The organism is Pseudomonas sp. TE3-3-F2023, from assembly GCF_036784815.1.
Classification (GTDB): Bacteria; Pseudomonadota; Gammaproteobacteria; order Pseudomonadales; family Pseudomonadaceae; genus Aquipseudomonas; species Aquipseudomonas pudica.
This window is the reverse complement of record NZ_CP145113.1, coordinates 3,652,629-3,674,363: the sequence shown is the minus strand read 5'-3', so window position 1 is coordinate 3,674,363 and position 21,735 is coordinate 3,652,629. Positions and strand designations below refer to the sequence as shown.

The window sequence follows — 21,735 nt, the reverse complement described above, 5'->3', positions numbered from 1 at the left end:
GATCGCAACCTGGCAGGAGCCTGCTTATGTCCAGCGCATTCACCTTCATGCAGTCGCCCGTCGGCACCTTGACCCTGGTAGCCCGTGGCGATTGCCTGGCAGCCGTACTCTGGGAAGAGGAGCGGGAAAACCGCGTTCGCCTTGGCGCCCTGCACCGTGATGACCAGTGCCCGGTACTGCTTGAAACCGCCCGCCAGCTCGGCGAGTACTTTGCCGGCAAACGCCAGCGCTTCGACCTGGCACTGGACTTTGCCGGCACCGAATTCCAGCGCCAGGTGTGGACCGCGCTGTTGGCGATACCGTTCGGTGAAACCCGCAGCTACAGCGACATCGCCCGGCAGGTCGGCAACCCCACTGCGGTGCGTGCGGTAGGCGCCGCCAATGGCCGCAACCCGATCTCGATCATCGCCCCGTGCCATCGGGTGATCGGTGCTTCGGGCAGCCTCACCGGCTTTGCCGGCGGCCTGGCGGCCAAGCAGTACCTGTTGGCGCTGGAGGGCCGGCAAAGCCTGGCACTGGACCTGTAAGGCGTCAGCAGAACCAGCTGGCGACCAGGCAGACCAGCACGGCCAACGCTGAGCCAGCCACCAGGGTGTACTGCCGATGAGCCCGGCGCGCATGTGGCTTGACTGCACGCAGGTACTCGCCGGGCGTCGGCGCATCGGGCCGGTGGCGCAAACCCTCGGCCACATCGGCCAGTTGCCCCTGAATCAGCAGCCCCGTCAGGTAGTAGGTACAGGCATAACTCAGCAACGCCAGGAACAAGTAGATCATGCTGGGTGCGGTGCCAAAGGCACCGCCATGGCACTGGCGTTGGCGGTATCCAGCACGATCAGCCCTTCGCTGCGGTCGTCCAGGCGGGCCAGCAGGTGCCCCTGGCTGTCCCATGCCGCCGAGCCACCGGCGCCAATGAAGGTATCGGCCGGCCCCACGCAGTTGGCCAGCAACACCGTCATGCCCAGCTCACGAGCCACCTCGGGGTAGTGCAGATAACCCTCGCGGATGCCCTTGGCCGTCTTCGCCACGCTGACCAGATACAGGTCGGCACCGTGTTCCCGTGCGGCCGCCGCATGGGCCATGAACATCGATTCGTAGCAGATCGCAGGCGCTACCCGGTGGGCGCCGACCTGCAGCAGCAAGGCTTGATCGCCTGGGGTGAACCAGGGCAGTTCATCGTCATGCAGGCGCCGCTTGGCATAGGCCTGGCGCGGTACACCGGGGCTGAGAATTGGCATGCCGATACGAATGCCATCAGGTGTCGGTAGTGGCAGGCCCACGGCCACGGTGATACCAAGCCGGTCGCAGGCTGCCTGCAGCGGGTCCAGCCGCGCCGAACTGACAGGGAGGGCGACCTGGCGCGCGAGGGTTGGCTCATAGCCGGTCAGTGACAGTTCGGGAAATACCACCAGTTCCGCGCCAAGGGTTGCAGCCTGTTCGATGCAGGCCAGGTGGCGTTCGAGGTTGGCTTGCACATCGCCCTTGAGCGACGCCAGTTGCACGGCGCACAACTTCATGAAAAACCCTTCCCTGGTACAGGTTGAAAGGCCGAGCATACTACCGGCACCTGCGCCTGTACCAGTGAAGGGAGTTTCAGGATGCCGGGTGCACGGCGAAGCGCTGGCGGAACCAGTCGTCGAGCATGGCCTTTTCGGCATACAGGCGGTCGCTGCTGCTCGTGACCCGGCCCGGGCGGCTGAGGTACATCTTGTCGCTGACCCGCTCCTGCGCCTGCTGGTCGGGTTTGCCCGGTTGGCTGAGGGTGTAGCTGAGGTCGATGGTCGGCCAGGTGATTTCGCGCATGTAACGTACATCGTAGGCCTGGCTGTGCCAGGGCTCGAAACGCCCGGCCAGGTCGATGTCGCGAATATCGATGACCAATTGCTGGCCAGGTTGCAGGTAGCGTTGGCCAAGCTTCTGCAGGTACTGGGTCAGGGTGTTCATCACATAGGCGTCGGCGCCACGCTCGTACCCGTGGCTGTCGAGGCTGGCATCGCGGAATTTTTCCGGATGCTCGAAACGTACCTCGACCTGCGCGGCCGGGGCACCTTGTGCCATGCTGTCCAGTGACAGCGCCATGAGCACGGCACACACGAGGGCGGTACGCATGATGCACCTCCGGGGCAGATTGCGTGTGCCTTCATTTTACCCCTGGCATGGCGCTACCAGCAGAGGAAGATTGTAATGGCACGGTTTCGGCGTCTGATTGCCAACCTGCGGGGGCGTGACCTGGCGGTGGGCGATATCCATGGTCACTTCCAGCGCTTGCAGCAATGCCTGGATGGGGTAGGTTTCGATCCGGCCGTGGACCGCCTGTTCAGCGTGGGAGACCTGGTCGACCGTGGGCCGGACAGCGAGGCGGCGCTGGAATGGCTGGCGCAGCCCTGGTTCCATGCCGTGCAGGGAAATCACGAGGCCCTGGCAATCACACGCGTGCGCGGCGGGCGGCTCGATCTGGATATGTACCGCGCCGCCGGTGGTGGCTGGTTTCTGGACCTGCCGAGGGCCCGGCAATTGCGTTTCGTGGAGCGCTTCGAGCAGCTGCCGATCGCGATAGAAGTTGAAAGTGCGGCGGGCCTGGTTGGCCTGCTGCATGCCGACAGCCCATATGCCGATTGGACGGTGTTGAGGACCTGGCTGGAACTGGATGACGACCCCAAAATACGGGAAGTGTGCCAATGGTCGCGGCGGCGCCTGAAGGTAGGAGATACCCAGCCCGTGCAGGGCCTGCGTGCCTTGTTGGTGGGCCACACGCCGGTACTGGAAGCCAAGCTGCTGGGCAACGTCTGGCACCTGGATACCGGTGGCTGGGCCAGTGGCCATTTCACCTTGATGGACATGCGGACCCTGCAACTGGTCAGCCCCAGGCCAGGTGAAACAACAGTGCCGCAGCCAATAGCACCAGCATGACCCCGGAGGCCCGCTCCAGCCACGGCAGGCAGCGGGCAAAGCGCCGCAGTACCAGCGGGTTGCCGATGGCCACGGCAAACAGCAGATCCCACAGCAGCACGATGCTGAACATCCACAGGGCATAGATTGATTTCCAGGCAATGCTGGCGCTAGCGACCATGCTCACCAGGCTGGCATAGAACAGCGCATTTTTCGGGTTGAGGATGCCGGACAGGAACCCCATGCCCAATCCCCGCCACCAACCGTGCACTGTTTGCTTGCCAGCGACTGCGCCCAGGCTGGTTTGCCCGGCATGGCGCAGGAACAGGGTGCCGACGTACAGCAGGTAGCCGGCGCCGGCCAGTTGCAGGATGGTGAACAGCAGGCTGCCTTCCTGCAGCACCGACAGGCCGGTGAAAGCCATGGCGATGAACACGCCGTTTGCCAGGGCGATACCCAGGCATGTGCCGCTCGCGACGTGCCAGCCGGCGTTGACCGAGGTACGTGCGACCAGGAAGAAGTCCGGGCCGGGAGAAAGCAGGGCGAGAAAGTGGGCGAGGGCGATGATCAGGAACTGTTGCATCGGGGTGAGGCTGCTCTGGCGGAAAAGCCTGACTCTGCCCCTCGGCGCTCATGCCGTATTGAACAATATTGCAGGCCCCTGTAGGAGCGGCCTTGTGTCGCGATGGGGCGCGAAGCGGCCCAGGTTTTCAGCTCCGCAGTACAGATTGCCGGGGCTGCTGCGCAGCCCTTTCGCGACACAAGGCCGCTCCTACAGAGACCGCACAGGCCTTCAGTCTCCCCGATACTGCCCCGGCGTCACCCCCACATGGGCCTTGAACACTCGCTGGAAATGGCTTTGGTCGGCGAATCCGAGCTGATAGGCCACCTCCGCCAGTGGCTGCCCTTCACTCAACAATTGGCGCCCACGGTTGACCCGGGCATTGAGCAGGTAGGCATGCGGCGTAAAACCGGTAGCGGCGCGAAAGGCGCGAATCAACTGGTAGCGCCCAAGCCCGGCCTGCTGCGCCAGTACCGCCAGGCTCAGCTGCGCCGGGTCCTGACCTTCGATGTGCGCGATCAGCCCACTCAACGCGGTCGCCGCCAGTGCCGGTGCCGGCGCCAGCGGCGCGTGTCTGGCAAAGTCCATGTCACCCAGAAAGGCGATCAGCGCCGCATCCTTCTCGCCATTGCTGGCGCTGGAGAACAGCAGGCTGTTCAGTTCGCAGAACTGCCGATACACCTCCGGCACCTGGCAGATACGTGCCGGCTCGCCAGGCCCGGCCCCCTCCAGCCCCGACTCCATGTGTAGCTGCGCCAGCCAGTCGGCATCTACATGCAGCATCTGGTAGCTCCACGCTTGCCCAGGCTCTGGGTTGCACGCATGCACGCGGCGGGCAGGGACCAGCACCAGCGTTCCCGGTGTCAGGCGTTGCTGGCCGTCGCCGGCACCGGTGAAATGACTGTGGCCGGCGTCCACCACACCGATGGAAAACGTCGGGTGGCTGTGGTGCTTGTAGCAGGCGCGGCTATGGCAGGCGCGGCGGCTTTCGACATGCGGCAGGGCCGGGTCGCGCCACAGCGCGGCATGGGAACGGGGCATCGCAGGGTCCTCGGTATACGCGGCAGCTTATCAGGCGCTACGCACCCATACAGTTTTTTCCTCTGGCTGTAACTTGACCACAAGTCCCGCTACCCGCCGAAATAGACGCCTGTTGCCCAAGGAAAACAATAATGGACCTCTCAAGCCTGCTGCTTTTCATCCCCGCCTGCTTTGCCCTGAACATGGCGCCGGGGCCGAACAACCTGCTGTCGCTGCACAATGCCAGCCGTTACGGCCTGCGCACGGCCTGCGTGGCCGGTGGCGGGCGTATCGTCGCCTTCAGCGGCATGATCGCCCTGGCGGCCATGGGCCTGGCAGTGGTGCTGCACACCAGCGAATACCTGTTCCTGGCCATCAAGGTGGTGGGGGCGGCGTACCTGTTCTATATCGCCTGGCAACTGTGGCGGGCACCGGTGGGCGAGGCGGTGGTGGCAAGCGATCACCCACGCGGCACCTGGCGCCTGGCACGTCAGGAGTTCTGGGTGGCCGCTGGTAACCCGAAGGCGATCCTGATCTTCACCGCCTTCCTGCCGCAGTTCGTCTCGGTCGGCAGCGCCACCCCGGTGAGCGAGCAGTTCCTCTGGCTGGGAGTGTTGTTCCTGTTGCTGGAATGGGCCGCCATCGCCATCTACGCCGGCCTGGGGGCGTACCTGCAGCGCTGGTTCAGCCAGCCCGGCCCACGCCGGCTGTTCAACCGGGTCAGCGCCTCCCTGCTGGGCTGCGCCGGACTCGGGCTGCTGGCTGCGCGGCGCTAGAACTGCCAGCGCAGGCCCAGGTTCACGCCGCTGGCCTCCTGCTGGCGGCTGTCCAGGTTGGCAGTGTACTGCACGCCGCCATGCAGGCTCAGCGCTTCGTTGACCTGTGCTACCACGCCGCTTTCAAGTTGCACCGAGGTATAGCGGTAATCGGTCTTGATCTTGTCGACGCCATCGAAGGTCAAGGTATCGCGGCCACCGTCGCCGTGCCACAGGTTGACTTGCGCATAGGGTTGCAACAGGCGGTCGCTGCTGCCTTTGAACGCCCCCTCGAGCCGAACCCCCAACCGGCCGGTCAGCTCGACCTGGGCGTCGTGGCTGATGTGCGAGACGCTATCGCTGGCGCTGTCGAGCGAGACTTTTTGCGCGATCAACTGAGCCTGCGGCTCCAGTACCCAGCGGTCGGACAGGGCGATGGGATAGCCGGACTCCAGCGAGGCGGTCCAGGCGTGGCCGTCGATGTTCAATTTGTCACCCCGGTCCGAACGCGCCCGGCCATCCAGGTGGGTGTACTGCAGCACGGCGTCGAGGTAGCCGCCTTGCGGTCCGACCAGCGTCCAGTAGGCGCCGACGCTGTCGCCATCAAGCTCCAGGTCACCGACGCTGCGGTTCTCCACGGCGAGGGCGAAGCCTTTGACGTCGGCATCCAGGCGGCTATAGCTGACGTAGATACCGACATGCTGGCGATAACCACTGTCGCCAACCTTGGCGTACAGGTCCTGGCCCACCTTGAAGCCGTACAGATCGCCATCCAGGCTCGGGCTGACCGTGCCGCTCCAATGCTGACGTAGCGCGCCGCCATAGGCCTGGCCCCAACTGGCGGGCAGGGCGCCGTCACCCTGCAGCAGCTGCTGGTCGCCCTGACGCTGGTGGAACGTGCCCAGTGCCTGGCGCGCGATGATCGCGGCGCCCCGTGGCGCTGCGGCATACACCGCAACTTCCGGGCGATACAGCGGCAGGCTTTCGCCTTGCACCGGTGCTGGCAGATCGACCTGGCCGGGGGCCGGGGCCGCGACAGGCGGGGTAGCGGCGGGTGCGATCACCACTGGCTCGCCCGGTTGCGTTGGCTGTGTCGGCTCGCCCGGTTCCGGCGCAGGGGTTGGCGCGGGTGGCGCAACCAGGGTGGAACGCAGGTACCAGCTGTTCTCACTGCCTGCAGTCACGCCGCCTTTGAACAACCGGTAGTCGTAAGCGCCGGCTGAAAGGGTCTGGGTCTGGACAAATGCGGTGGCCGTGCTGACCGCGCCTTCACGCGCTTCAACGACTTGAATGCCGTTCTGCGCGGTGGTTGCACCGGCGCCATCGAGGTTGTTGATGAGCAACTGGGTAGAGCCGTCAATCGCACCACGGCTGACCACCAGGCGGTCGGAGGCGGCACCGTCGCCGGCCAGCACGCTGTTAAGGCGCAGGGTGCCGTTAATGCCGGTGTAGTTACCCTGGATGGTCAGGCGACCCTGAGCGTCGCTGCCACCGCTCAGGTCTATGGTGCCGGCGTTTACCACGGATGCCTTGCTGCCATTCTGGATGCTGACGATGCTGCCGCGGCGACTGATCAGTGTGCTGGTCGAGTCAATTTGCAGGGTACCGGTCCCCCGTGGGTGCGGCTAGCGGTGGCTGATCGGAGCCCAGGTCACCCAGGGCCAAGCTGTCGTCCAGGGTCAACTGACTGCCCTGGTTCAGGTTGATGGTCTCCCAGTTGATATACAAGGCACCCTGACCGACCTTGGCTTGCTGAAACGTCAGGGTATCCGTGCCCGAATCGCCGTCCAACAGCACTGTTGAACTGCTCAAGTCGAGTGTGCTGACAGTGGCCGTGTCGTTGTGGGCGCCCATGTCGACTTTATTGCCGATCTTGCCGCTCGTCCAGTTGAGTTCATCCTCGCCCTGGCCGGCACGTATCTCGCCTTTAAGATTGACGCCTTCGACATTGATCTTGTCGTTGCCGCTGCTGGTACGGAGATCTCCACCGATGGTGCCGCCAGTCAGGATGTAAGTATCGTTGCCAAGGCCGCTGACCACGTTGGCAACAACGATGGTTTCCACGCCAAGGTTTTCGACATTTCGAGGAAGTTATCAGCCATCTTGAGGTCGATGCGGCCAATGCTGCCACCCTTGAACCAGGCCTCGTCGCCATCTTCGAAGGCACCGGTGATGGTGCCACCGGTCATCACGAACTCGTCCATGGCACCGCCTTGATTGAGCGTCTCTAGCGTGCCACCAGACATAGTGAACTTGTCCTGCCCGTCGCCTTGTTGCAACGACCCAACATTGCCGCCGGTGATGGTGGCCTGATCAGCATCTGGCGTCTGGACGATGGCGCCCAGGTTCTCACCCTCTGCAACGGTTATGGATTGGGCATGAGACAGCAAAGGCAAGGTGAGCAGAGGGAGTACGGCAGGTACAAGCAGGCGAGGGCAGCGCATAGACAAATCTCCAAGTCCATTAGAGGGGCCACTGCCTGAGTTGTATGTTTTGTACGGTAGGGGGACAACTGGCAAAAATGTCAGGTGGCCCGGGGCTATCAGTCGCGGTAGAACGTCTGCACCAGGTGATAACCGAACTTGCTCTTGATCGGCCCGTGCACCACGCGCAGGGGTTTCTTGAAGATCACCTGGTCGATGGCACCGACCATCTGCCCGGGGCGGATTTCACCCAGGTCGCCGCCACGCTTGCCCGAAGGGCAAGTGGAGAACTTTTTTGCGAGCACGTCGAAAGCCTCGCCATTGGCGATGCGCTGCTTGAGCTTTTCGGCTTCGTCAGCGGTCTTGACCAGGATGTGACGGGCTTGGGCTTTCATGGAGTACCTGTGCTTCAGAGGCGAAAAAGGTGGGCATTATGCCTCATAGTTTTGTGCTGAGGCGATTACGCTCCTACAGGGACGGTAACAAGGGTCAGGTTTGTAATTCCTCGCGATCCCGAAACTGCTCCAGCGCCTCGGGGTTGGCCAAGGCATCGGTGTTCTTCACCGGCAGACCATGCACCACATTGCGAATCGCCAACTCCACCAGCTTGCCGCTGATGGTACGCGGGATGTCATCGACCTGGGCGATCACCGCCGGTACATGGCGGGGCGTGGTGTACTGACGGATAACCTGGCGGATGTGCTGGCGCAGGGCGTCATCCAGCTGCAGGCCGTCACGCAGGCGAACGAACAGTACCACCCGTACATCGCCTTGCCAGTCCTGGCCGATTGCCACGCTTTCCAGCACCTGCTCGACCTTTTCTACCTGGCGGTAGATCTCCGCCGTGCCAATGCGCACGCCACCGGGGTTGAGCACCGCATCGGAGCGGCCATGAATCACCAGCCCGCCGTCGGCACGCTGTTCGGCATAGTCGCCCTGGGCCCACACCCCCGGGAACTGGCTGAAGTAGGCGTCGTGATAGCGGCTGCCGTCCGTATCCTGCCAGAACCCCAGCGGCATGGACGGGAAGTTGCGCGTGCACACCAGCTCGCCTTTTTCGCCCTGCACCGGCTGGCCATGCTCGTTCCACACTTCCACCGCCATGCCCAGGCCCTTGCACTGGATCTCGCCACGGCGCACTGGCAGGGTCGGGTTGCCCAACACGAAACAGGAGACGATATCGGTGCCGCCGGACATCGACGCCAGGCACAGGTCGGCCTTGATCTTGCGGTACACGTAGTCGTAGCTGTGTGGCGACAGTGGCGAGCCGGTGGACAACAGCAGGCGCAAGCGCGTCAGGCGGTGGCTTGCCGCAGGCTCCAGGCCCGCCTGCTCCAGCGCCGCAAGGTACTTGGCACTGGTGCCGAAGGCCTGGATGCCCTCGGCATCGATCAGGTCCAGCAGGCGCTCGGGGCCGGGGTGGAAGGGTGAGCCGTCGTACAGTACCAGCGTGGCGCCCACCGCCAGGCCGCTGGCCAGCCAGTTCCACATCATCCAGCCGCAGGTGGTGTAGTAGAACAGTACGTCATCGGCCTTCAGGTCGTTGTGCAGGCCATGTTCCTTCAGGTGCTGCAACAACACGCCGCCGGCGCGGTGGACGATGCACTTGGGCACACCGGTGGTGCCGCTGGAATACAGGATGTACAGCGGGTGATCGAAGGGCAGCGGGGTAAAGCGCGGCTCGCCGCCGGGCTGATAGAACTCGTCCCACAAGCTGACGTTGGCGGCCTTGAATTGGTCGACACGCGTCCCGCTGCGGGTATGGGGCACCACGATCAGCCGTTCCAGCCCGGGCAGTTGCGCGCATACCTGGTTGACCTTGTCCACCTGGTCGACAGCTTTGCCGGCGTACTGGTAACCGGCGCAGGCAATCAGCAGCTTGGGTTCGATCTGGCCGAAGCGGTCGATGATGCCGTGGACGCCAAACTCCGGCGAAGAGCTGGACCACACCGCACCGAGGCTGGTGCAGGCAAGCATGGCGACCAGCGTCTGCCAGGTATTGGGCATGATGGCGGCGACCCGGTCGCCGGGGACGATACCGGCGGCCTTGAAGGCTGTTTGCAAGCCCGCCACCTGGGCCGCCAGCTGGGCATGGGTGAACAGTTGGCGTTGGCCGTCCTCGCGCACGGCGACCAGGGCCGGGCGGTCGTCGCGACGGCGCAGCAGGTGTTCGGCGAAGTTGAGGGTGGCATTGCTGAACCACTGGGCATCGGGCATCTGCGGCCCTTCGCTGAGCACCTGGCTCGGCGGGGTATGCCAGTGAACGTGGAAATAGTCGGCAAGGGTTTGCCAGAAGGCAGGGCGCTGCTCGATGCTCCAGCGGTGCAGCGCCTGGTAGTCGTCGAGTTGCAGGTTGTAGCGCAGGTTGACCCGGCGGCGGAAGGCATCCATCCGGCTGGCCTCGATCTGCGCCGTGGAGGGGCGCCAGAGCACATCGTTCATGCCGAACCTCCAGATGATCATTTGGATTCGAGGGCGCTTTCGCGGGCTCGCCCGCTCCCACAGGTACAGCGTAGATGTCCAGCCTGGTGATAGCCTGTGGGAGCGGGCGTGCCCGCGAAGAAGCCCCTGGCAGCAGGGGCTTGCGCGTTACTCTACTTTAGCCTTTTGCACGTCCTGCGACGCGGTCCAGACGCGGTAGCGCACTTCGACGTCCTTGGGCACATACACCACCACCGGCAGCTTGCTGTTGTAGCGCAGCATGAAGCCTTCACCGACCACTGGCACGAAGGCCTCGGTCTTCTTGCCATCGGGGCAGGCCATCAGTGTGCTGGCCGGGCCGCTGACCTTGTCCAGGCGGTAGTAGCTGTAGCCCCAGCCTTCCAGGGTACGTTCCTCCAGGCTGCCGCCCAGGCGCTGGCGATTGCAGTCCACCTCCAGGGTCTTGCCGGCGAGGATTTCCAGTTGGTAGGCCGACTCATCAGCCTGGGCCGGCAGGTGGATAACCTGCCGGGTGAAGCCTTTTTCCGCCTCGGGGTAGGGCGCGACGTCCTTCAGGCTGGCTGCCATCGCAGGTGCGGCGGCAGCCAGGGTCAGGGCCAGGATCGCGGTCATCGGGGTTGGGCGCATAGGGCCTCCTTGCAGATAAACGAATGCAAGACCGTCGCCAGGCCCAGGCCGCCCGTCACTGGGCCAACCAGCCACCATCGACGTTCCAGGCGGCACCGCGAACCTGGCTACCGGCCTCGCTGCACAGGAATAGTACCAGCTCACCCAGGTGTTCGGGGGTGACGAAGGCCAGCGAGGGCTGTTTTTCTGCCAGCAGTTCGTGCTGCGCTTGCAGCGGATCGCCACCGTTGGCAGCACGATCGTCGATCTGCTTCTGCACCAGCGGGGTCAACACCCAGCCAGGGCAGATGGCATTGCAGGTGACGTTGCTGGTGGCGGTTTCCAGACCTACCACCTTGGTAAGGCCGACCACGCCGTGTTTGGCCGCCACATAGGCCGCCTTGCCGATGGAGCCGACCAGGCCATGCACCGAGGCGATATTGATGATGCGCCCCCAGTTGCGCGCTCGCATGCCAGGCAGGGCCAGGCGCGTACCGTGGAACACGGCCGACAGGTTGAGGGCGATGATCTTGTCCCAGCTTTCCAGCGGGAACTGCTCCACCGGCGCCACGTGCTGGATGCCGGCGTTGTTGACCAGTATGTCCACGCCGCCGAACTCGCGCTCGGCCAGGGCGAACAGCGCTTCGATCTGGGCCACGTCCGACAGGTCGGCCGGGTGATGGACTGCCTTCACCCCGTGCCGGGCGATCTCGGCCAGCGCCGGGGCAGGGTCGCCGAAGCCGTTGAGCACGAGGTTGGCGCCTGCTCGGGCCAGCACCTGGGCAATGCCCAGGCCGATGCCGCTGGTGGAACCGGTGACGAGTGCGGTCTTGCCTTTGAGGGTCATGCAAAGCTCCTTAGACGATGCCGGTGGCGTAGAACGTGGCGATGACCACGAACACCGCCAGGGTCTTGATCAGGGTAATACCGAAAATGTCCTTGTAGGCCTCACGGTGGGTCAGCCCGGTCACGGCCAGCAGGGTGATGACCGCACCGTTGTGCGGCAGGGTGTCCATGCCACCGCTGGCCATGGCGGCCACCCGGTGCAGCACTTCGAGGGGGATGTTGGCGGCATTTGCGGCGGCGATGAAACTGTCGCCCATGGCCGCCAGCGCGATGCTCATGCCGCCCGAGGCAGAGCCGGTGATGCCGGCCAGCAAGGTTACGGTGATGGCCTCGTTGACGAGGGGGTTGGGGATGCCGCGCAGGGCGTCGGCCAATACCAGAAAGCCGGGCAGCGAGGCGATCACCGCGCCGAAACCGTATTCCGAGGCGGTGTTCATTGCCGCCAGCAAGGCGCCGCCCACGGCGCTTTTGGTGCCTTCGGCGAGGCGGGTGCGGATGGCGCCTAAGGCACACACCAGCACCATCAGGATGCCCACCAGCAACGCCGCCTGCACCGCCCAGATGGCAGTGAGCTTGGCCACGTCGCTTTGTACCGGCGCGCTCATGCCGGGCAGTTGCAGGCTGTGGCTGGTGCCGTACCACTGCGGGATCCAATGAGTGAACAACAGGTTCATCACCCCCACCAGCAGCAGCGGCGACAGGGCCAGCCAAGGGTTGGGCAGCGCCAGGTCGGCAGCGGTTTCCGGTTCGTTGCGCAAGTCGCTGCCATAGCCTTCACCGGCGCGCTGGGCCTTGTTGCGCTGACGCTGCAGGTAGGCCATGCCGGTGCAGAACACGAACAGCGTGCCGATCAGGCCCAGCCAGGGCGCGGCCCAGGCGGTGGTGTTAAAGAAGGTGCTGGGGATGATGTTCTGGATCTGCGGGGTGCCGGGCAGGGCATCCATGGTGAACGAGAACGCGCCCAGGGCAATGGTTGCCGGGATCAGTCGCTTGGGGATATTGCTCTGGCGGAACATCTCGGCGGCGAACGGATACACCGCGAACACCACCACGAACAACGACACGCCGCCGTAGGTGAGCAGGGCGCAGACCAGCACGATCACCAGCATCGCCTGGCGGGTGCCGAGCACGCGGATGGCGGCGGCGACGATCGAGCGCGAGAAGCCGGACAGTTCGATCAGCTTGCCGAACACGGCGCCCAGCAGGAACACCGGGAAGTAAAGCTTGATGAAGCCGACCATTTTCTCCATGAACACCCCGGTGAATGCGGGAGCCACGGCGGACGGGTCGGTGAGCAGTACCGCACCGAGGGCGGCGATGGGGGCGAAGAGGATTACGCTGTAGCCGCGATAGGCCGCCAGCATCAGCAGGGCCAGCGCAGCGAGGGCGATGAGCACGGTCATCGGGGTGGGTCTCCTGGGTGAGTCTTGTTTTTATCGGGTGAGCAGGAGAAAGCGGGAATCGTGCCAGATGGGTAAGTTGATGATTTTAAATGATTAATTTTGTTTTTCTAAATATCTTGTCTACATTTTGAGACTGTAGGGGCTGCTTTGCAGCCCATCGCCGGCAAGCCAGCTCCCACAGGGTTATCCAAAAGTTCTGAAAGCGGTGCAATACCTTGTGGGAGCTGGCTTGCCGGCGATCGAGGGCGAAGCCCTCGCAGCGATCTCAAATCAGAAACATAAGTCTCAATTTAGAGACGAAATCCCCAGCGCTACCATCTTCTTGTACAAGGTCGACCGCCCCAACCCCAATGCCTGCGCGGCCTGCGGCACATTTCCCGCATACTCGGCCAATGCCCCGGCAATCAGCTCGCGCTCAAATGCCTCACACGCCTCACGGTAAGTCTGCCGCATAGGTTCACCCGCCACCGGGCTCAACGGCCCCAATGCCGCCCGCAGATCCGCCACCCCCAGCCGCGGCTGATCTGCCAGCAGCGTGGCCCGCTCCAGCACATTGCGCAGCTCGCGAATGTTCCCCGGCCATGCATGCCTCGCCAACAGCTGCTGCGCTTCGGCCTCCAGCTCATACTGGCTGCCCAGTTCCCCCAGGATGGCCTCGCACAGCGCCGGCAGGTCCTCCAGCCGTTGCCGCAGTGGCGGCACCTCGATCGGCAGCACATTCAGCCGGTAATACAGGTCGGCGCGGAATGCCCCGCGGGCGATGGCGGCCTGCAGGTCGATGGAGGTGGCGGCAATGATGCGCACATCACTGCGCAGCATCTGGTTCGAGCCTACCGGCTCGTACTCCTTCTCCTGCAACACCCGCAGCAGCTTGCTCTGCAGGGCCAGCGGCATGTCGCCGATCTCGTCGAGGAACAACGTGCCGCCTTCGGCCAATTGCAGCTTGCCGCTGCGGCCCTTGCGATCGGCGCCGGTAAAGGCGCCGGGGGCGGTACCGAAGAATTCGGCTTCCAGCAGTGTCTCGGGGATTGCCGCACTGTTGATGCTGACAAACGCCTTGTGCGCCCGCGCCGACGCTGCATGGATGGCATGGGCCAGCAGTTCCTTGCCGGTGCCTGTTTCGCCCAGCAGCAACACCGGCGAATCACTGCTCGCGCCACGCCGGGCTCGGCGCTTGGCCTCAAGGCTGGCGGCGCTGCTGCCGACGAACTGGGCAAAGCTGTACTTGGCCTGGCGGGCGCGCAACTGCGAGCGGGTCGAGGCCAGCTCCTGCTGCATGCTGGAGTAGCGTTTGAGCAGCGGTGACAGGCTGCGCAACTCATCGAACAGGGCAAAGCCGATGGCGCCGATCAGCGCGCCCTGGTCATCGTGGATGGGCAGGCGCATGACCACCAGCGGCTCGTTCGGGGTGTCGAGCATGTCCAGCAGGATTGGCCGGCCATTGCTCACTACCTCGCGCATCAGGCTTCCCGGGATTACTGCCTCGCATGGTTGGCCGATGGCACTGGCCGCGTCGGCCAGGCCAAAGCGCCGGGCGTAGCGCTCGTTCATCCAGACGATGCGCGCCTGGCGGTCGACGATTACCGTGCCCTCGCTGGACTGCTCGATGATCTCGAACAACGAGCGGATCGCCAGTTGCCGTACCTGAGGGTAGTCCTTGAGGCTGTCGCTGTCGTGCATGGGTAGAAATCCTGAAATCTGTAAAAGCAGGGCCGGCCTCTTCACGGGTAAACCCGCTCCCACAGGTACCCCACAGTCCTCAAGGTTTGTGGTGACCCTGCAGGAGCGGGTTTACCCGCGAAGAGGCCAGACCTGAAAACCTATCCCCTGGGGTCGAACGCCTCGCGCAAGGCATCCCCGATAAACACCAGCAGCGACAGGATCACCGCCAGCGCGAAGAACGCGGTAAAGCCCAGCCACGGCGCCTCCAGGTGCTGTTTGCCCTGGGTCACCAGCTCTCCCAGCGAAGCGCTCCCGGCCGGCATGCCGAAACCGAGAAAATCCAGTGCAGTCAGGGTGGTGATTGCCCCGGTAAGCATGAACGGCACATAGGTCAGCGTCGCGTTCATGGCATTGGGCAGGATATGCCGCAGCATCACCTGGCTGTCTGGCAACCCCAGCGCCCGGGCGGCTTTCACGTACTCCAGGTTGCGACCGCGCAGGAACTCGGCGCGCACCACATCGACCAGGGTAAGCCAGGAGAACAACGCCATGATCCCCAGCAGCCACCAGAAGTCCGGCTCGACGAACCCACTGAGGATGATCAGCAGGTACAGCACCGGCAACCCCGACCACACCTCCAGCAGGCGCTGGCCGACCAGGTCGACCCAGCCGCCGTGGTAGCCCTGCAGGGCACCGGCCGCCACCCCGATCAGCACGCTGACCACGGTCAGGGCGAAGGCGAACAGCAAGGATACCCGGGTGCCATACAGCACCCGGGCCAGCACGTCGCGACCCTGGTCGTCGGTACCCAGCCAGTTGCTCGCGCTTGGCGGGCTGGGCGTGGGCACCTGCAGGTCGTAGTTGGGGGTATCGGCGCTGAACGGGATCGGGGCGAACAACATCCAGCCACCTTGCTGCTCGATCAGCTGGCGTACATAGGCGCTGCGGTAGTCTGGCTGGAAGGGCAACTGGCCACCGAACTGCTGCTCGGTGTAGCGCTTGAGCGCCGGCACGTACAGGTCGCCCTTGTAGCCCAGCAGCAGCGGTTTGTCGTTGGCCACCAGCTCGGCACACAGGCTCAGTAGCAGAAGGGCGGCGAACAGCCACAGCGAAACCCAGCCCAGGCGGTTGCGGCGAAAGCGTTGCAGGCGACGACGCGAAATCGGTGAAAGCATCAGCGGGCCCTCGTGTCGAAGTCGATACGCGGGTCGAGCAGGGTGTACGACAGGTCACCGATCAGGCGGATCAGCAGGCCCGCCAGGGTGAAGATGAACAGCGTGCCGAACACCACCGGGTAATCGCGCGACACGGCCGCCTCGTAACTCATGCGGCCCAGGCCATCGAGGGAGAAGATCACCTCGATCAGCAACGAGCCGGCGAAGAATACCGTGATCAACGCCTGCGGCAAGCCGGCCACCACCAGCAGCATGGCATTGCGCAGCACGTGGCCATACAGCACCCGACGCTCGCTCAGGCCCTTGGCGCGGGCAGTAACCACGTATTGCCGGGAAATCTCGTCCAGGAAGGCGTTTTTGGTCAGCAGCGTCAGGGTGGCGAAGCCGCCGATCACCAGGGCGCCGACCGGCAGCACCAGGTGCCAGAAGTAGTCCGCGACCTTGCCCAACAGGCTCAGCTCGTGGAAGTTGTCCGAGACCAGGCCGCGCACCGGGAACCAGCTGAGCGAGGTGCCGCCGGCGAACAGCACGATCAGCAACAGGGCAAACAGGAACGAGGGCAGGGCATAGCCGACCACGATCAGTGCACTGCTCCAGGCATCGAAGCGGCTGCCGTGGCGCACTGCCTTGCGGATGCCCAGCGGGATGGACACCAGGTAGGTGATCAGCGTGGCCCAGAAGCCCAGCGACAGGGTGACCGGCAACTTGTCGAGGATCAGGTCGGTGACCTTGGCGCCGCGGAAGAAGCTGTTGCCGAAGTCCAGCCGGGCGTACTGGCCCAGCATCAACCACAGGCGCTCGGGGGCGGACTTGTCGAAGCCGTACTGGCGCTTGATCTCCTCGATCAGTTTCGGGTCCAGGCCACGGGTGGCACGTGACTCGCCGTGCACCACCTCGGCCCGGGCACCGGGGGCGCCGCCGCCGATGCCTTGCAGGCGCGCCACCGCCTGCTCCACCGGGCCACCCGGCGCGGCCTGGACAATGGCAAAGTTGACCAACAGGATCGCCAGCAGGGTCGGGATGATCAGCAACAGGCGGCGCAGGATGTAGGTGGTCATGGCGAGGATTTCCGGCGTTCGGCCATTTGCGCGTTGGTCAGCGCGGTAGGGCTGACTTCCCACCAGGTGTCCAGGCCTTCGTCATAGGCAGCCTGAACCTTGGGCAGGCCGAAGCGGTTCCACCAGGCAGTGGAACTGCCGGGCGGGTAGTAATTGGGGATCCAGTAATAGTTCCATTGCAGAACCCGGTCCAGGGCACGGGCGTGATGCAGCATGTCGGCCTGGGTGTCGGCGCGCACCAGGCCGTCGATCAGCCGGTCCACGGCAGGGTCCTGCAGCACCATCAGGTTATTCGACCCAGGGTCGTGGGCCGCTGCCGAGCCAAAGTAGTTGTACAGTTCGGCACCAGGCGACAGGGTGACCGGGTAGCCAGTGACGATCATGTCGTAGTCACGTGCCATCAATCGGTTGACGTACTGGGCCGAATCGACGTTGCGGATTTCCAGGGTCACGCCAATCTGAGCCAGGTTGCGCTTCCACGGCAGCAGCAGGCGCTCCATGCCTGCCTGGCCGTTGAGGAAGGTGAACGCCAGCGGCGTGCCCTGGCTGTTCACCAGGCGGTCGCCTTCGGGCCGCCAGCCGGCTTGCTCGAGCAGCGCCAATGCCTGCAGCTGCTGCTTGCGGATTATCCCCGAACCATCGGTGACCGGGGCGGTGAACACGGTACTGAAGACTTCGTCCGGTACCTTGCCGCGCAACGGCTCGAGCAGTTTCAACTCGTCGGCATCCGGCAGTTGACGTGCAGCCAGCGGGGTATTGGAAAACACGCTCTGCTGGCGGATGTACATGTTGCGCATCATCTGCCGGTTGCTCCACTCGTAGTCCCACAGCATGCCCAGCGCCTGGCGCACGCGACGGTCCTTGAACTGCGGCCGGTCGAGGTTGAACACGAAGCCCTGGGCCACCTGCGGTTTGGCCGGGCCCAGGTGGGCGCGCTGCAGGCGGCCGTCGTCCAGTTGCGCGCCGTTGTAGCCCAGCGTGTAGGCGGTGGCGGAGAATTCGCGGTTGTAGTCATAGCCGCCGCCTTTGAGCACCTGCCGCGCCACTTCGGTATCGCCGAAGTACTCGATGCGCAGCTTGTCGAAATTGTAGCGACCACGGCTGACCGGCAGATCGCGCGCCCACCAGTTGGCGTCCCGCTCGAAGGTGATGCTGCGGCCGTTGTCGATGCGCCCGATACGGTACGGCCCGCTGCCGACCGGCTTGTCGAAGCCAGCACCGTTGGCAAAATCGCGCTGCTGCCAGTCGTGTTCGGGCAGTACCGGCAGGCTGGCGAGGTCCAGCGGCAGGGTGCGCCCGTGGTCGGGCTTGAAGTCGAAGCGCACGCTGTGCGGGCTTTCCACGATGACGGCGGCGACATCGGCGAACTGGGTGCGGTACTTGAGGCTGCCCTTGCTCATCAGCAGCTCGAAGGTAAAGCGTACGTCCTCGGCGCGCACCGGCTTGCCATCGGCGAATGTGGCGCGCGGGTCGATCTCGAAACGCAGCCAGGCATCCTCCGGGCCGCGCTCCATGCGCCGGGCGATCAGGCCGTAGACGGTGTAGGGTTCATCGAACGAGCGCACGGCCAGTGGCGCGTACAACAGGCCATCGACCTCGCTGACACCGATGCCTTTGTCGATGTACGGCAGGATATGGTCGAACTGGCCGATCTCGATGGCCGAGCGGCGCAGGATGCCGCCTTTGGGGGCGTCGGGGTTGACGTAGTCGAAATGCTGGAAGCTGGCGTTGTAGCGGGGGGCTTCGCCGTAGACGGTGAGGGCGTGGGTGGGTGCAGCCTGGCTATTGAAGGAAAAACAAAGCAGAAAAAGGTAACACAGGGCCTGTGGGAGCGGGTTCACCCGCGAAAGCGCCAGATCAGGCAACGACGTTGCGTGAACGGACGCATTCGCGGGTAAAGCGCAGCGGCGCACCGCCGCTCCCACAGGGGACATGAGCAGCTACTGGCTACTTAGTCCTGGCGGCTGGTCACTTCCAGCAGGTGGTAGCCGAACTGGGTCTTTACCGGGCCTTGCACGGTATTGACCGGGGCGCTGAACACCACGGTGTCGAACTCCTTGACCATCTGGCCCGGGCCGAACGAGCCCAGGTCACCGCCCTGGCGGCTGGACGGGCAGGTGGAATTGGCTTTGGCGATTTCAGCGAAGTCGGCGCCTGCTTCGATCTGGGCTTTCAGTTCGTTGCATTTATCGATGCTGCTGACCAGGATGTGGCGGGCGGTTGCACGGGCCATGGGTACTGCTCCTTGGGGTAAAAAAGGCAAGCCTAGCGCACTTGTCCGGGGTATGTCTCGCCAGGCTTGCGTCCCGCTACCTAGAGTTTTTGTGCCGCCTGGCGCAACAGCGTTTCGGTCGAGGCCCAGCCCAGGCAACCGTCGGTGATCGACACGCCGTATTTCAGCGCGCCCTTGCCCAGCGCCTGGCAGCCGTCGAACAGGTGCCCTTCGATCATAACGCCGACGATCGAACGGTCGCCGGCCAGGCGCTGCTCCAGCACATCGTTGAAAACCGCCGGCTGGCGCGCCGGGTCCTTGCCGCTGTTGGCATGGCTGCAATCGACCATGATCCGCGCCTGCAGCCCGGCCTTGGCCAGCGCCTGGCGGGCCATGGCGATGCTGTTGGCGTCAAAGTTCGGGCCCTTGTGGCCGCCGCGCAGCACCAGGTGGGTGTCCGGGTTGCCCAAGGTCTCGATGATGGCCGGGTAGCCCTGCGCATCCATGCCGAAGTGGCGGTGCGGGTGGGCGGCGCTGCGCATGGCGTCGCTGGCGATGGCGATGCCACCGTCGGTGCCGTTCTTGAAACCGACCGGCAGCTCCAGGCCACTGACCATTTCGCGGTGGATCTGCGACTCGGTGGTGCGCGCGCCAATCGCGGCCCAGGCCAGAAGGTCATCGAAGTAGCCGGCGGCCATTGGCTGCAGCAGTTCGGTGGCAACCGGCAGGCCGCGTTCGATCATGTTCAGCATCAGCCCGCGGGACAGGGCGATGCCGGCGTGCATGTCGTCGCTGCCATCGAGGTGCGGGTCGTAGGCCAGGCCTTTCCAGCCGACCGTGGTGCGGGGTTTTTCGACGTAGGCGCGCATCACCAGCAGCAGCTTGTCGTCGACTTCGCGGCTGAGCGCGGCCAGGCGGTCGGCGTATTCCAGGGCCGAGCGCGGGTCGTGGATCGAGCACGGGCCAACGATCACCAGCAGGCGCTGGTCGCGGCCTTCGAGGATGTCGCGGATGGCCTGGCGGTGGGCATGGACTTGCTGGGTAAGTTCGCTGGACAGCGGCATTTGCTGTTTGAGCAGGTGCGGGCTGGGCAGGCGCTGGCTGACGGTGGTGTTGGCCGCTTGCGGCTGGGTCAGGGCGAGGCTGGAAGCTTGCATGGCGTTTTTTCCCTGGGCGGACGGCGGGTTCTGGCCCGCATGGTCGGCCCTATCGAGGTGTTCGACAGATCGTTGAATTCGTATTGGCTGCTGCATTGCCACCTGTGGAAGACCGAACGGAGGCGGCAGGCTGGCCCGAACGGGATTGGCTAAATCGCCAGGCGTAGGTGTTTGCGTAGTAATAAGTGGCGTAGTTCATGAATCTGTCCTCAATGTGAATCGGTGTTGTTCAAAGGCCTGAAAAGCAAAACCCCCGGTCGGGGAGCCGACCGGGGGTTTGAGTATTCTCATGTTCGGCGGCCCCTCGAAGGTGGGCGCCGTGTGGGTATCGGCGCCTAGTGGCTAAACCAATACCCAAAGTAATAGCTGGCAGGTGCCACGCAGCCGGCAACGGCCAGCACAGGGCGCAGGCTGCGACCGGTGTGGTTGGCGTGGTTGCGGGTGTGTTTCGGCATGTTGCTCTCCAGTGAATGAGCCCGAGCTTACTTCAGTTCGGCCGGGCCATTCAATGGATAAATGTTATGGGGGTGATCAATTGTTTTTGTACCGCACGGTTCAATGGCCATAGCGCCCGACCAGGCTCTGCGCCCCTAGCGCGTGACCTTGCAGCAGTTGCAGCAGGCCGCTGCGGTCCAGGCCTTCAGGCAGGGTGCCCAATGGCAGGTCGGTGGCGATCAGCGTCAGTGCATAGTGGTGCGGGTTGTCGCCGGCGGGTGGGCAAGGGCCTCGGTAGCTGAGTGTGCCCCGCGAGTTGCGCCCCACGGTCACGCCTTGCCCGGTCAACCCTGCGGCGCCTTCCTTCAGCCCATCCTGGGCCGGGTCGATGTTGTAGGCGATCCAGTGGACCACGCCAATGCCCTTGCCGCCGTCCGGGTCGAACATGATCAGGGCCAGCGACTGGGTGCCTGCGGGGAGGTTGTCCCAGCTCAGTTGCGGGGTGCGCTCTTCGCCGGCACCACAGGCCGGGTCCGGGCCAACCTGTTGCAAGGCGATCACGCCGCCATCGGTGAACGACGAAGAGCTGATCGACAGTGCGCCCTGGCCGCCAGCGACGGCCAGGGCGCTGCACGGCAGCAGGGCGGCGAGCAGCCAGGGTTTGAGGTTCATGGTGAATCCTTGGCAGGGCGTTCCGGCGCAGTGTAGCCCAGGCCGGTCTCAATGGCTGTCCTGGTCCTCGGCGGTGCCACCCGAGTGCCCGGCGCCGGAGCCGGTGGCTTCGCCGGTGCTGTTGGAGCCACCAGCGGCGCCGTCGGCGGCACCGCTGTTGCTGCCGGTGTCGCTGCTGTCGTTGGCTTTGCTGCTGCCTGGGCTGTTGACGCTGCTGTCTTCACCGGCGGTCTTGCCACCGTACTGGTCGGTTTGCGGGCGGCTGTCGGTGTCTGTGTCAGTGGCAGCGAAGCTGGTGCCAGTGACGCTGGCCAGGGCAAGGGCAAGGCACAGTGAGAGTGGGCGAATGCGGATCATGGAACGTCTCCTTTACGGATGATCTGTCATTCGTTGGGCTGGGGGCGGGGAGTGGGGTGCCGTC

At 64.5% G+C, this 21,735-nt stretch carries 21 protein-coding genes and 1 pseudogene; 3 read left to right on the top strand and 19 right to left on the bottom strand.

What is annotated here, in order from left to right; genetic code table 11:
- Positions 1-26 precede the first annotated feature (26 nt).
- Positions 27-527 carry a methylated-DNA--[protein]-cysteine S-methyltransferase gene (locus tag V3314_RS16575; protein ID WP_338459310.1) on the top strand — a complete coding sequence of 167 codons (501 nt, stop codon included), beginning with the start codon at positions 27-29 and terminating at the stop codon, positions 525-527.
- A gap of 4 nt (positions 528-531) precedes the next feature.
- On the opposite strand, the gene V3314_RS16570 is transcribed toward V3314_RS16575, so the two are convergent.
- From V3314_RS16570 to V3314_RS16560, 3 genes are all read right to left on the bottom strand, one after another.
- Positions 532-774 carry a hypothetical protein gene (locus V3314_RS16570; RefSeq protein WP_046616688.1) on the bottom strand — a complete coding sequence of 81 codons (243 nt, stop codon included), beginning with the start codon at positions 772-774 and terminating at the stop codon, positions 532-534.
- Positions 771-1,514, bottom strand: a complete 744-nt coding sequence (locus tag V3314_RS16565; protein ID WP_046616686.1) for a carbon-nitrogen hydrolase family protein — start codon at positions 1,512-1,514, stop codon at positions 771-773. The genes V3314_RS16570 and V3314_RS16565 overlap by 4 nt, the downstream gene beginning before the upstream one ends.
- Before the next feature lie 76 nt (positions 1,515-1,590).
- The gene (locus tag V3314_RS16560) at positions 1,591-2,106 is read right to left on the bottom strand and encodes a DUF3016 domain-containing protein (protein WP_338459309.1); all 516 of its coding nucleotides are present in this window, start codon (positions 2,104-2,106) and stop codon (positions 1,591-1,593) included.
- A gap of 75 nt (positions 2,107-2,181) precedes the next feature.
- Here V3314_RS16560 and V3314_RS16555 point away from each other — a divergent pair, with 75 nt between their 5' ends.
- A complete protein-coding gene (locus V3314_RS16555) occupies positions 2,182-2,907 on the top strand; it encodes a metallophosphoesterase (RefSeq protein ID WP_108480975.1) in 726 nt (241 codons plus the stop codon).
- On the opposite strand, the gene V3314_RS16550 is transcribed toward V3314_RS16555, so the two are convergent.
- Both V3314_RS16550 and V3314_RS16545 read right to left on the bottom strand, forming a co-directional pair.
- Positions 2,855-3,469 carry a LysE family translocator gene (locus V3314_RS16550; RefSeq protein WP_338459308.1) on the bottom strand — a complete coding sequence of 205 codons (615 nt, stop codon included), beginning with the start codon at positions 3,467-3,469 and terminating at the stop codon, positions 2,855-2,857. The genes V3314_RS16555 and V3314_RS16550 overlap by 53 nt on opposite strands.
- A gap of 210 nt (positions 3,470-3,679) precedes the next feature.
- The gene (locus tag V3314_RS16545) at positions 3,680-4,489 is read right to left on the bottom strand and encodes an AraC family transcriptional regulator (RefSeq protein ID WP_046616682.1); all 810 of its coding nucleotides are present in this window, start codon (positions 4,487-4,489) and stop codon (positions 3,680-3,682) included.
- A gap of 131 nt (positions 4,490-4,620) precedes the next feature.
- Between V3314_RS16545 and V3314_RS16540 the strand changes: the two genes are divergently transcribed.
- Entirely contained in the window at positions 4,621-5,244 is a 624-nt protein-coding gene (locus V3314_RS16540) for a LysE family translocator (RefSeq protein ID WP_046616681.1), read from the top strand.
- On the opposite strand, the pseudogene V3314_RS16535 reads toward V3314_RS16540, so the two are convergent.
- The 14 genes and pseudogenes from V3314_RS16535 to V3314_RS16470 all read right to left on the bottom strand — a co-directional run bounded on the left by V3314_RS16535 (position 5,241) and on the right by V3314_RS16470 (position 21,671).
- Positions 5,241-7,667 (bottom strand): annotated as a pseudogene (locus V3314_RS16535) (autotransporter outer membrane beta-barrel domain-containing protein). The gene V3314_RS16540 and the pseudogene V3314_RS16535 sit on opposite strands and share 4 nt — an antisense overlap.
- Positions 7,668-7,765: 98 nt before the next feature.
- Positions 7,766-8,041: a peptidylprolyl isomerase gene (locus V3314_RS16530; RefSeq protein ID WP_013972552.1), complete on the bottom strand. Its 276-nt coding sequence runs from the start codon at positions 8,039-8,041 to the stop codon at positions 7,766-7,768.
- Positions 8,042-8,135: 94 nt separating this feature from the next.
- A complete protein-coding gene (locus V3314_RS16525; protein WP_338459307.1) occupies positions 8,136-10,088 on the bottom strand; it encodes an acetoacetate--CoA ligase in 1,953 nt (650 codons plus the stop codon).
- A gap of 147 nt (positions 10,089-10,235) precedes the next feature.
- Complete coding sequence (eco, locus tag V3314_RS16520; protein WP_046616679.1) at positions 10,236-10,715, bottom strand: serine protease inhibitor ecotin; 480 nt, start codon at positions 10,713-10,715, stop codon at positions 10,236-10,238.
- Positions 10,716-10,770: 55 nt separating this feature from the next.
- On the bottom strand, positions 10,771-11,541 hold the full coding sequence (hbdH, locus tag V3314_RS16515) for a 3-hydroxybutyrate dehydrogenase (protein WP_046616677.1): 771 nt from the start codon (positions 11,539-11,541) through the stop codon (positions 10,771-10,773).
- Between the two features lie 10 nt (positions 11,542-11,551).
- Complete coding sequence (locus V3314_RS16510; protein WP_153671335.1) at positions 11,552-12,943, bottom strand: GntP family permease; 1,392 nt, start codon at positions 12,941-12,943, stop codon at positions 11,552-11,554.
- Between the two features lie 285 nt (positions 12,944-13,228).
- The gene (locus tag V3314_RS16505; RefSeq protein ID WP_338459304.1) at positions 13,229-14,623 is read right to left on the bottom strand and encodes a sigma 54-interacting transcriptional regulator; all 1,395 of its coding nucleotides are present in this window, start codon (positions 14,621-14,623) and stop codon (positions 13,229-13,231) included.
- Positions 14,624-14,763: 140 nt separating this feature from the next.
- Positions 14,764-15,780, bottom strand: coding sequence for an ABC transporter permease (locus V3314_RS16500; protein WP_025339234.1), 1,017 nt, complete (start codon positions 15,778-15,780; stop codon positions 14,764-14,766).
- A complete protein-coding gene (locus V3314_RS16495; RefSeq protein WP_046616674.1) occupies positions 15,780-16,838 on the bottom strand; it encodes a microcin C ABC transporter permease YejB in 1,059 nt (352 codons plus the stop codon). The genes V3314_RS16500 and V3314_RS16495 overlap by 1 nt, the downstream gene beginning before the upstream one ends.
- Complete coding sequence (locus tag V3314_RS16490) at positions 16,835-18,772, bottom strand: extracellular solute-binding protein (RefSeq protein ID WP_230384958.1); 1,938 nt, start codon at positions 18,770-18,772, stop codon at positions 16,835-16,837. Before V3314_RS16490 ends, V3314_RS16495 begins: the two co-directional genes overlap by 4 nt.
- A 17-nt stretch (positions 18,773-18,789) precedes the next feature.
- Positions 18,790-19,071: a peptidylprolyl isomerase gene (locus tag V3314_RS16485; RefSeq protein WP_016715592.1), complete on the bottom strand. Its 282-nt coding sequence runs from the start codon at positions 19,069-19,071 to the stop codon at positions 18,790-18,792.
- Positions 19,072-19,151: 80 nt separating this feature from the next.
- Positions 19,152-20,207 carry a 3-deoxy-7-phosphoheptulonate synthase gene (locus V3314_RS16480; protein WP_338459303.1) on the bottom strand — a complete coding sequence of 352 codons (1,056 nt, stop codon included), beginning with the start codon at positions 20,205-20,207 and terminating at the stop codon, positions 19,152-19,154.
- Positions 20,208-20,762: 555 nt separating this feature from the next.
- A complete protein-coding gene (locus tag V3314_RS16475) occupies positions 20,763-21,314 on the bottom strand; it encodes a YbhB/YbcL family Raf kinase inhibitor-like protein (RefSeq protein ID WP_338459302.1) in 552 nt (183 codons plus the stop codon).
- A gap of 48 nt (positions 21,315-21,362) precedes the next feature.
- Positions 21,363-21,671, bottom strand: coding sequence for a hypothetical protein (locus V3314_RS16470; RefSeq protein WP_338459301.1), 309 nt, complete (start codon positions 21,669-21,671; stop codon positions 21,363-21,365).
- Positions 21,672-21,735: the final 64 nt, after the last annotated feature.

Excerpts from the sequence above, each read along its gene's own strand:
- V3314_RS16550 (WP_338459308.1), bottom strand. The coding sequence starts at position 3,469 with ATGCAACAGTTCCTGATCATCGCCCTCGCCCACTTTCTCGCCCTGCTT.
- V3314_RS16500 (WP_025339234.1), bottom strand. The coding sequence starts at position 15,780 with ATGCTTTCACCGATTTCGCGTCGTCGCCTGCAACGCTTTCGCCGCAAC.
- V3314_RS16475 (WP_338459302.1), bottom strand. The coding sequence starts at position 21,314 with ATGAACCTCAAACCCTGGCTGCTCGCCGCCCTGCTGCCGTGCAGCGCC.
- V3314_RS16480 (WP_338459303.1), bottom strand. The coding sequence starts at position 20,207 with ATGCAAGCTTCCAGCCTCGCCCTGACCCAGCCGCAAGCGGCCAACACC.
- V3314_RS16470 (WP_338459301.1), bottom strand. The coding sequence starts at position 21,671 with ATGATCCGCATTCGCCCACTCTCACTGTGCCTTGCCCTTGCCCTGGCC.
- V3314_RS16530 (WP_013972552.1), bottom strand. The coding sequence starts at position 8,041 with ATGAAAGCCCAAGCCCGTCACATCCTGGTCAAGACCGCTGACGAAGCC.
- V3314_RS16510 (WP_153671335.1), bottom strand. The coding sequence starts at position 12,943 with ATGACCGTGCTCATCGCCCTCGCTGCGCTGGCCCTGCTGATGCTGGCG.
- V3314_RS16540 (WP_046616681.1), top strand. The coding sequence starts at position 4,621 with ATGGACCTCTCAAGCCTGCTGCTTTTCATCCCCGCCTGCTTTGCCCTG.
- V3314_RS16490 (WP_230384958.1), bottom strand. The coding sequence starts at position 18,772 with ATGTCCCCTGTGGGAGCGGCGGTGCGCCGCTGCGCTTTACCCGCGAAT.
- hbdH (WP_046616677.1), bottom strand. The coding sequence starts at position 11,541 with ATGACCCTCAAAGGCAAGACCGCACTCGTCACCGGTTCCACCAGCGGC.
- eco (WP_046616679.1), bottom strand. The coding sequence starts at position 10,715 with ATGCGCCCAACCCCGATGACCGCGATCCTGGCCCTGACCCTGGCTGCC.
- V3314_RS16485 (WP_016715592.1), bottom strand. The coding sequence starts at position 19,071 with ATGGCCCGTGCAACCGCCCGCCACATCCTGGTCAGCAGCATCGATAAA.
- V3314_RS16565 (WP_046616686.1), bottom strand. The coding sequence starts at position 1,514 with ATGAAGTTGTGCGCCGTGCAACTGGCGTCGCTCAAGGGCGATGTGCAA.
- V3314_RS16555 (WP_108480975.1), top strand. The coding sequence starts at position 2,182 with ATGGCACGGTTTCGGCGTCTGATTGCCAACCTGCGGGGGCGTGACCTG.
- V3314_RS16570 (WP_046616688.1), bottom strand. The coding sequence starts at position 774 with ATGATCTACTTGTTCCTGGCGTTGCTGAGTTATGCCTGTACCTACTAC.
- V3314_RS16575 (WP_338459310.1), top strand. The coding sequence starts at position 27 with ATGTCCAGCGCATTCACCTTCATGCAGTCGCCCGTCGGCACCTTGACC.
- V3314_RS16525 (WP_338459307.1), bottom strand. The coding sequence starts at position 10,088 with ATGAACGATGTGCTCTGGCGCCCCTCCACGGCGCAGATCGAGGCCAGC.
- V3314_RS16560 (WP_338459309.1), bottom strand. The coding sequence starts at position 2,106 with ATGCGTACCGCCCTCGTGTGTGCCGTGCTCATGGCGCTGTCACTGGAC.
- V3314_RS16545 (WP_046616682.1), bottom strand. The coding sequence starts at position 4,489 with ATGCCCCGTTCCCATGCCGCGCTGTGGCGCGACCCGGCCCTGCCGCAT.
- V3314_RS16495 (WP_046616674.1), bottom strand. The coding sequence starts at position 16,838 with ATGACCACCTACATCCTGCGCCGCCTGTTGCTGATCATCCCGACCCTG.
- V3314_RS16505 (WP_338459304.1), bottom strand. The coding sequence starts at position 14,623 with ATGCACGACAGCGACAGCCTCAAGGACTACCCTCAGGTACGGCAACTG.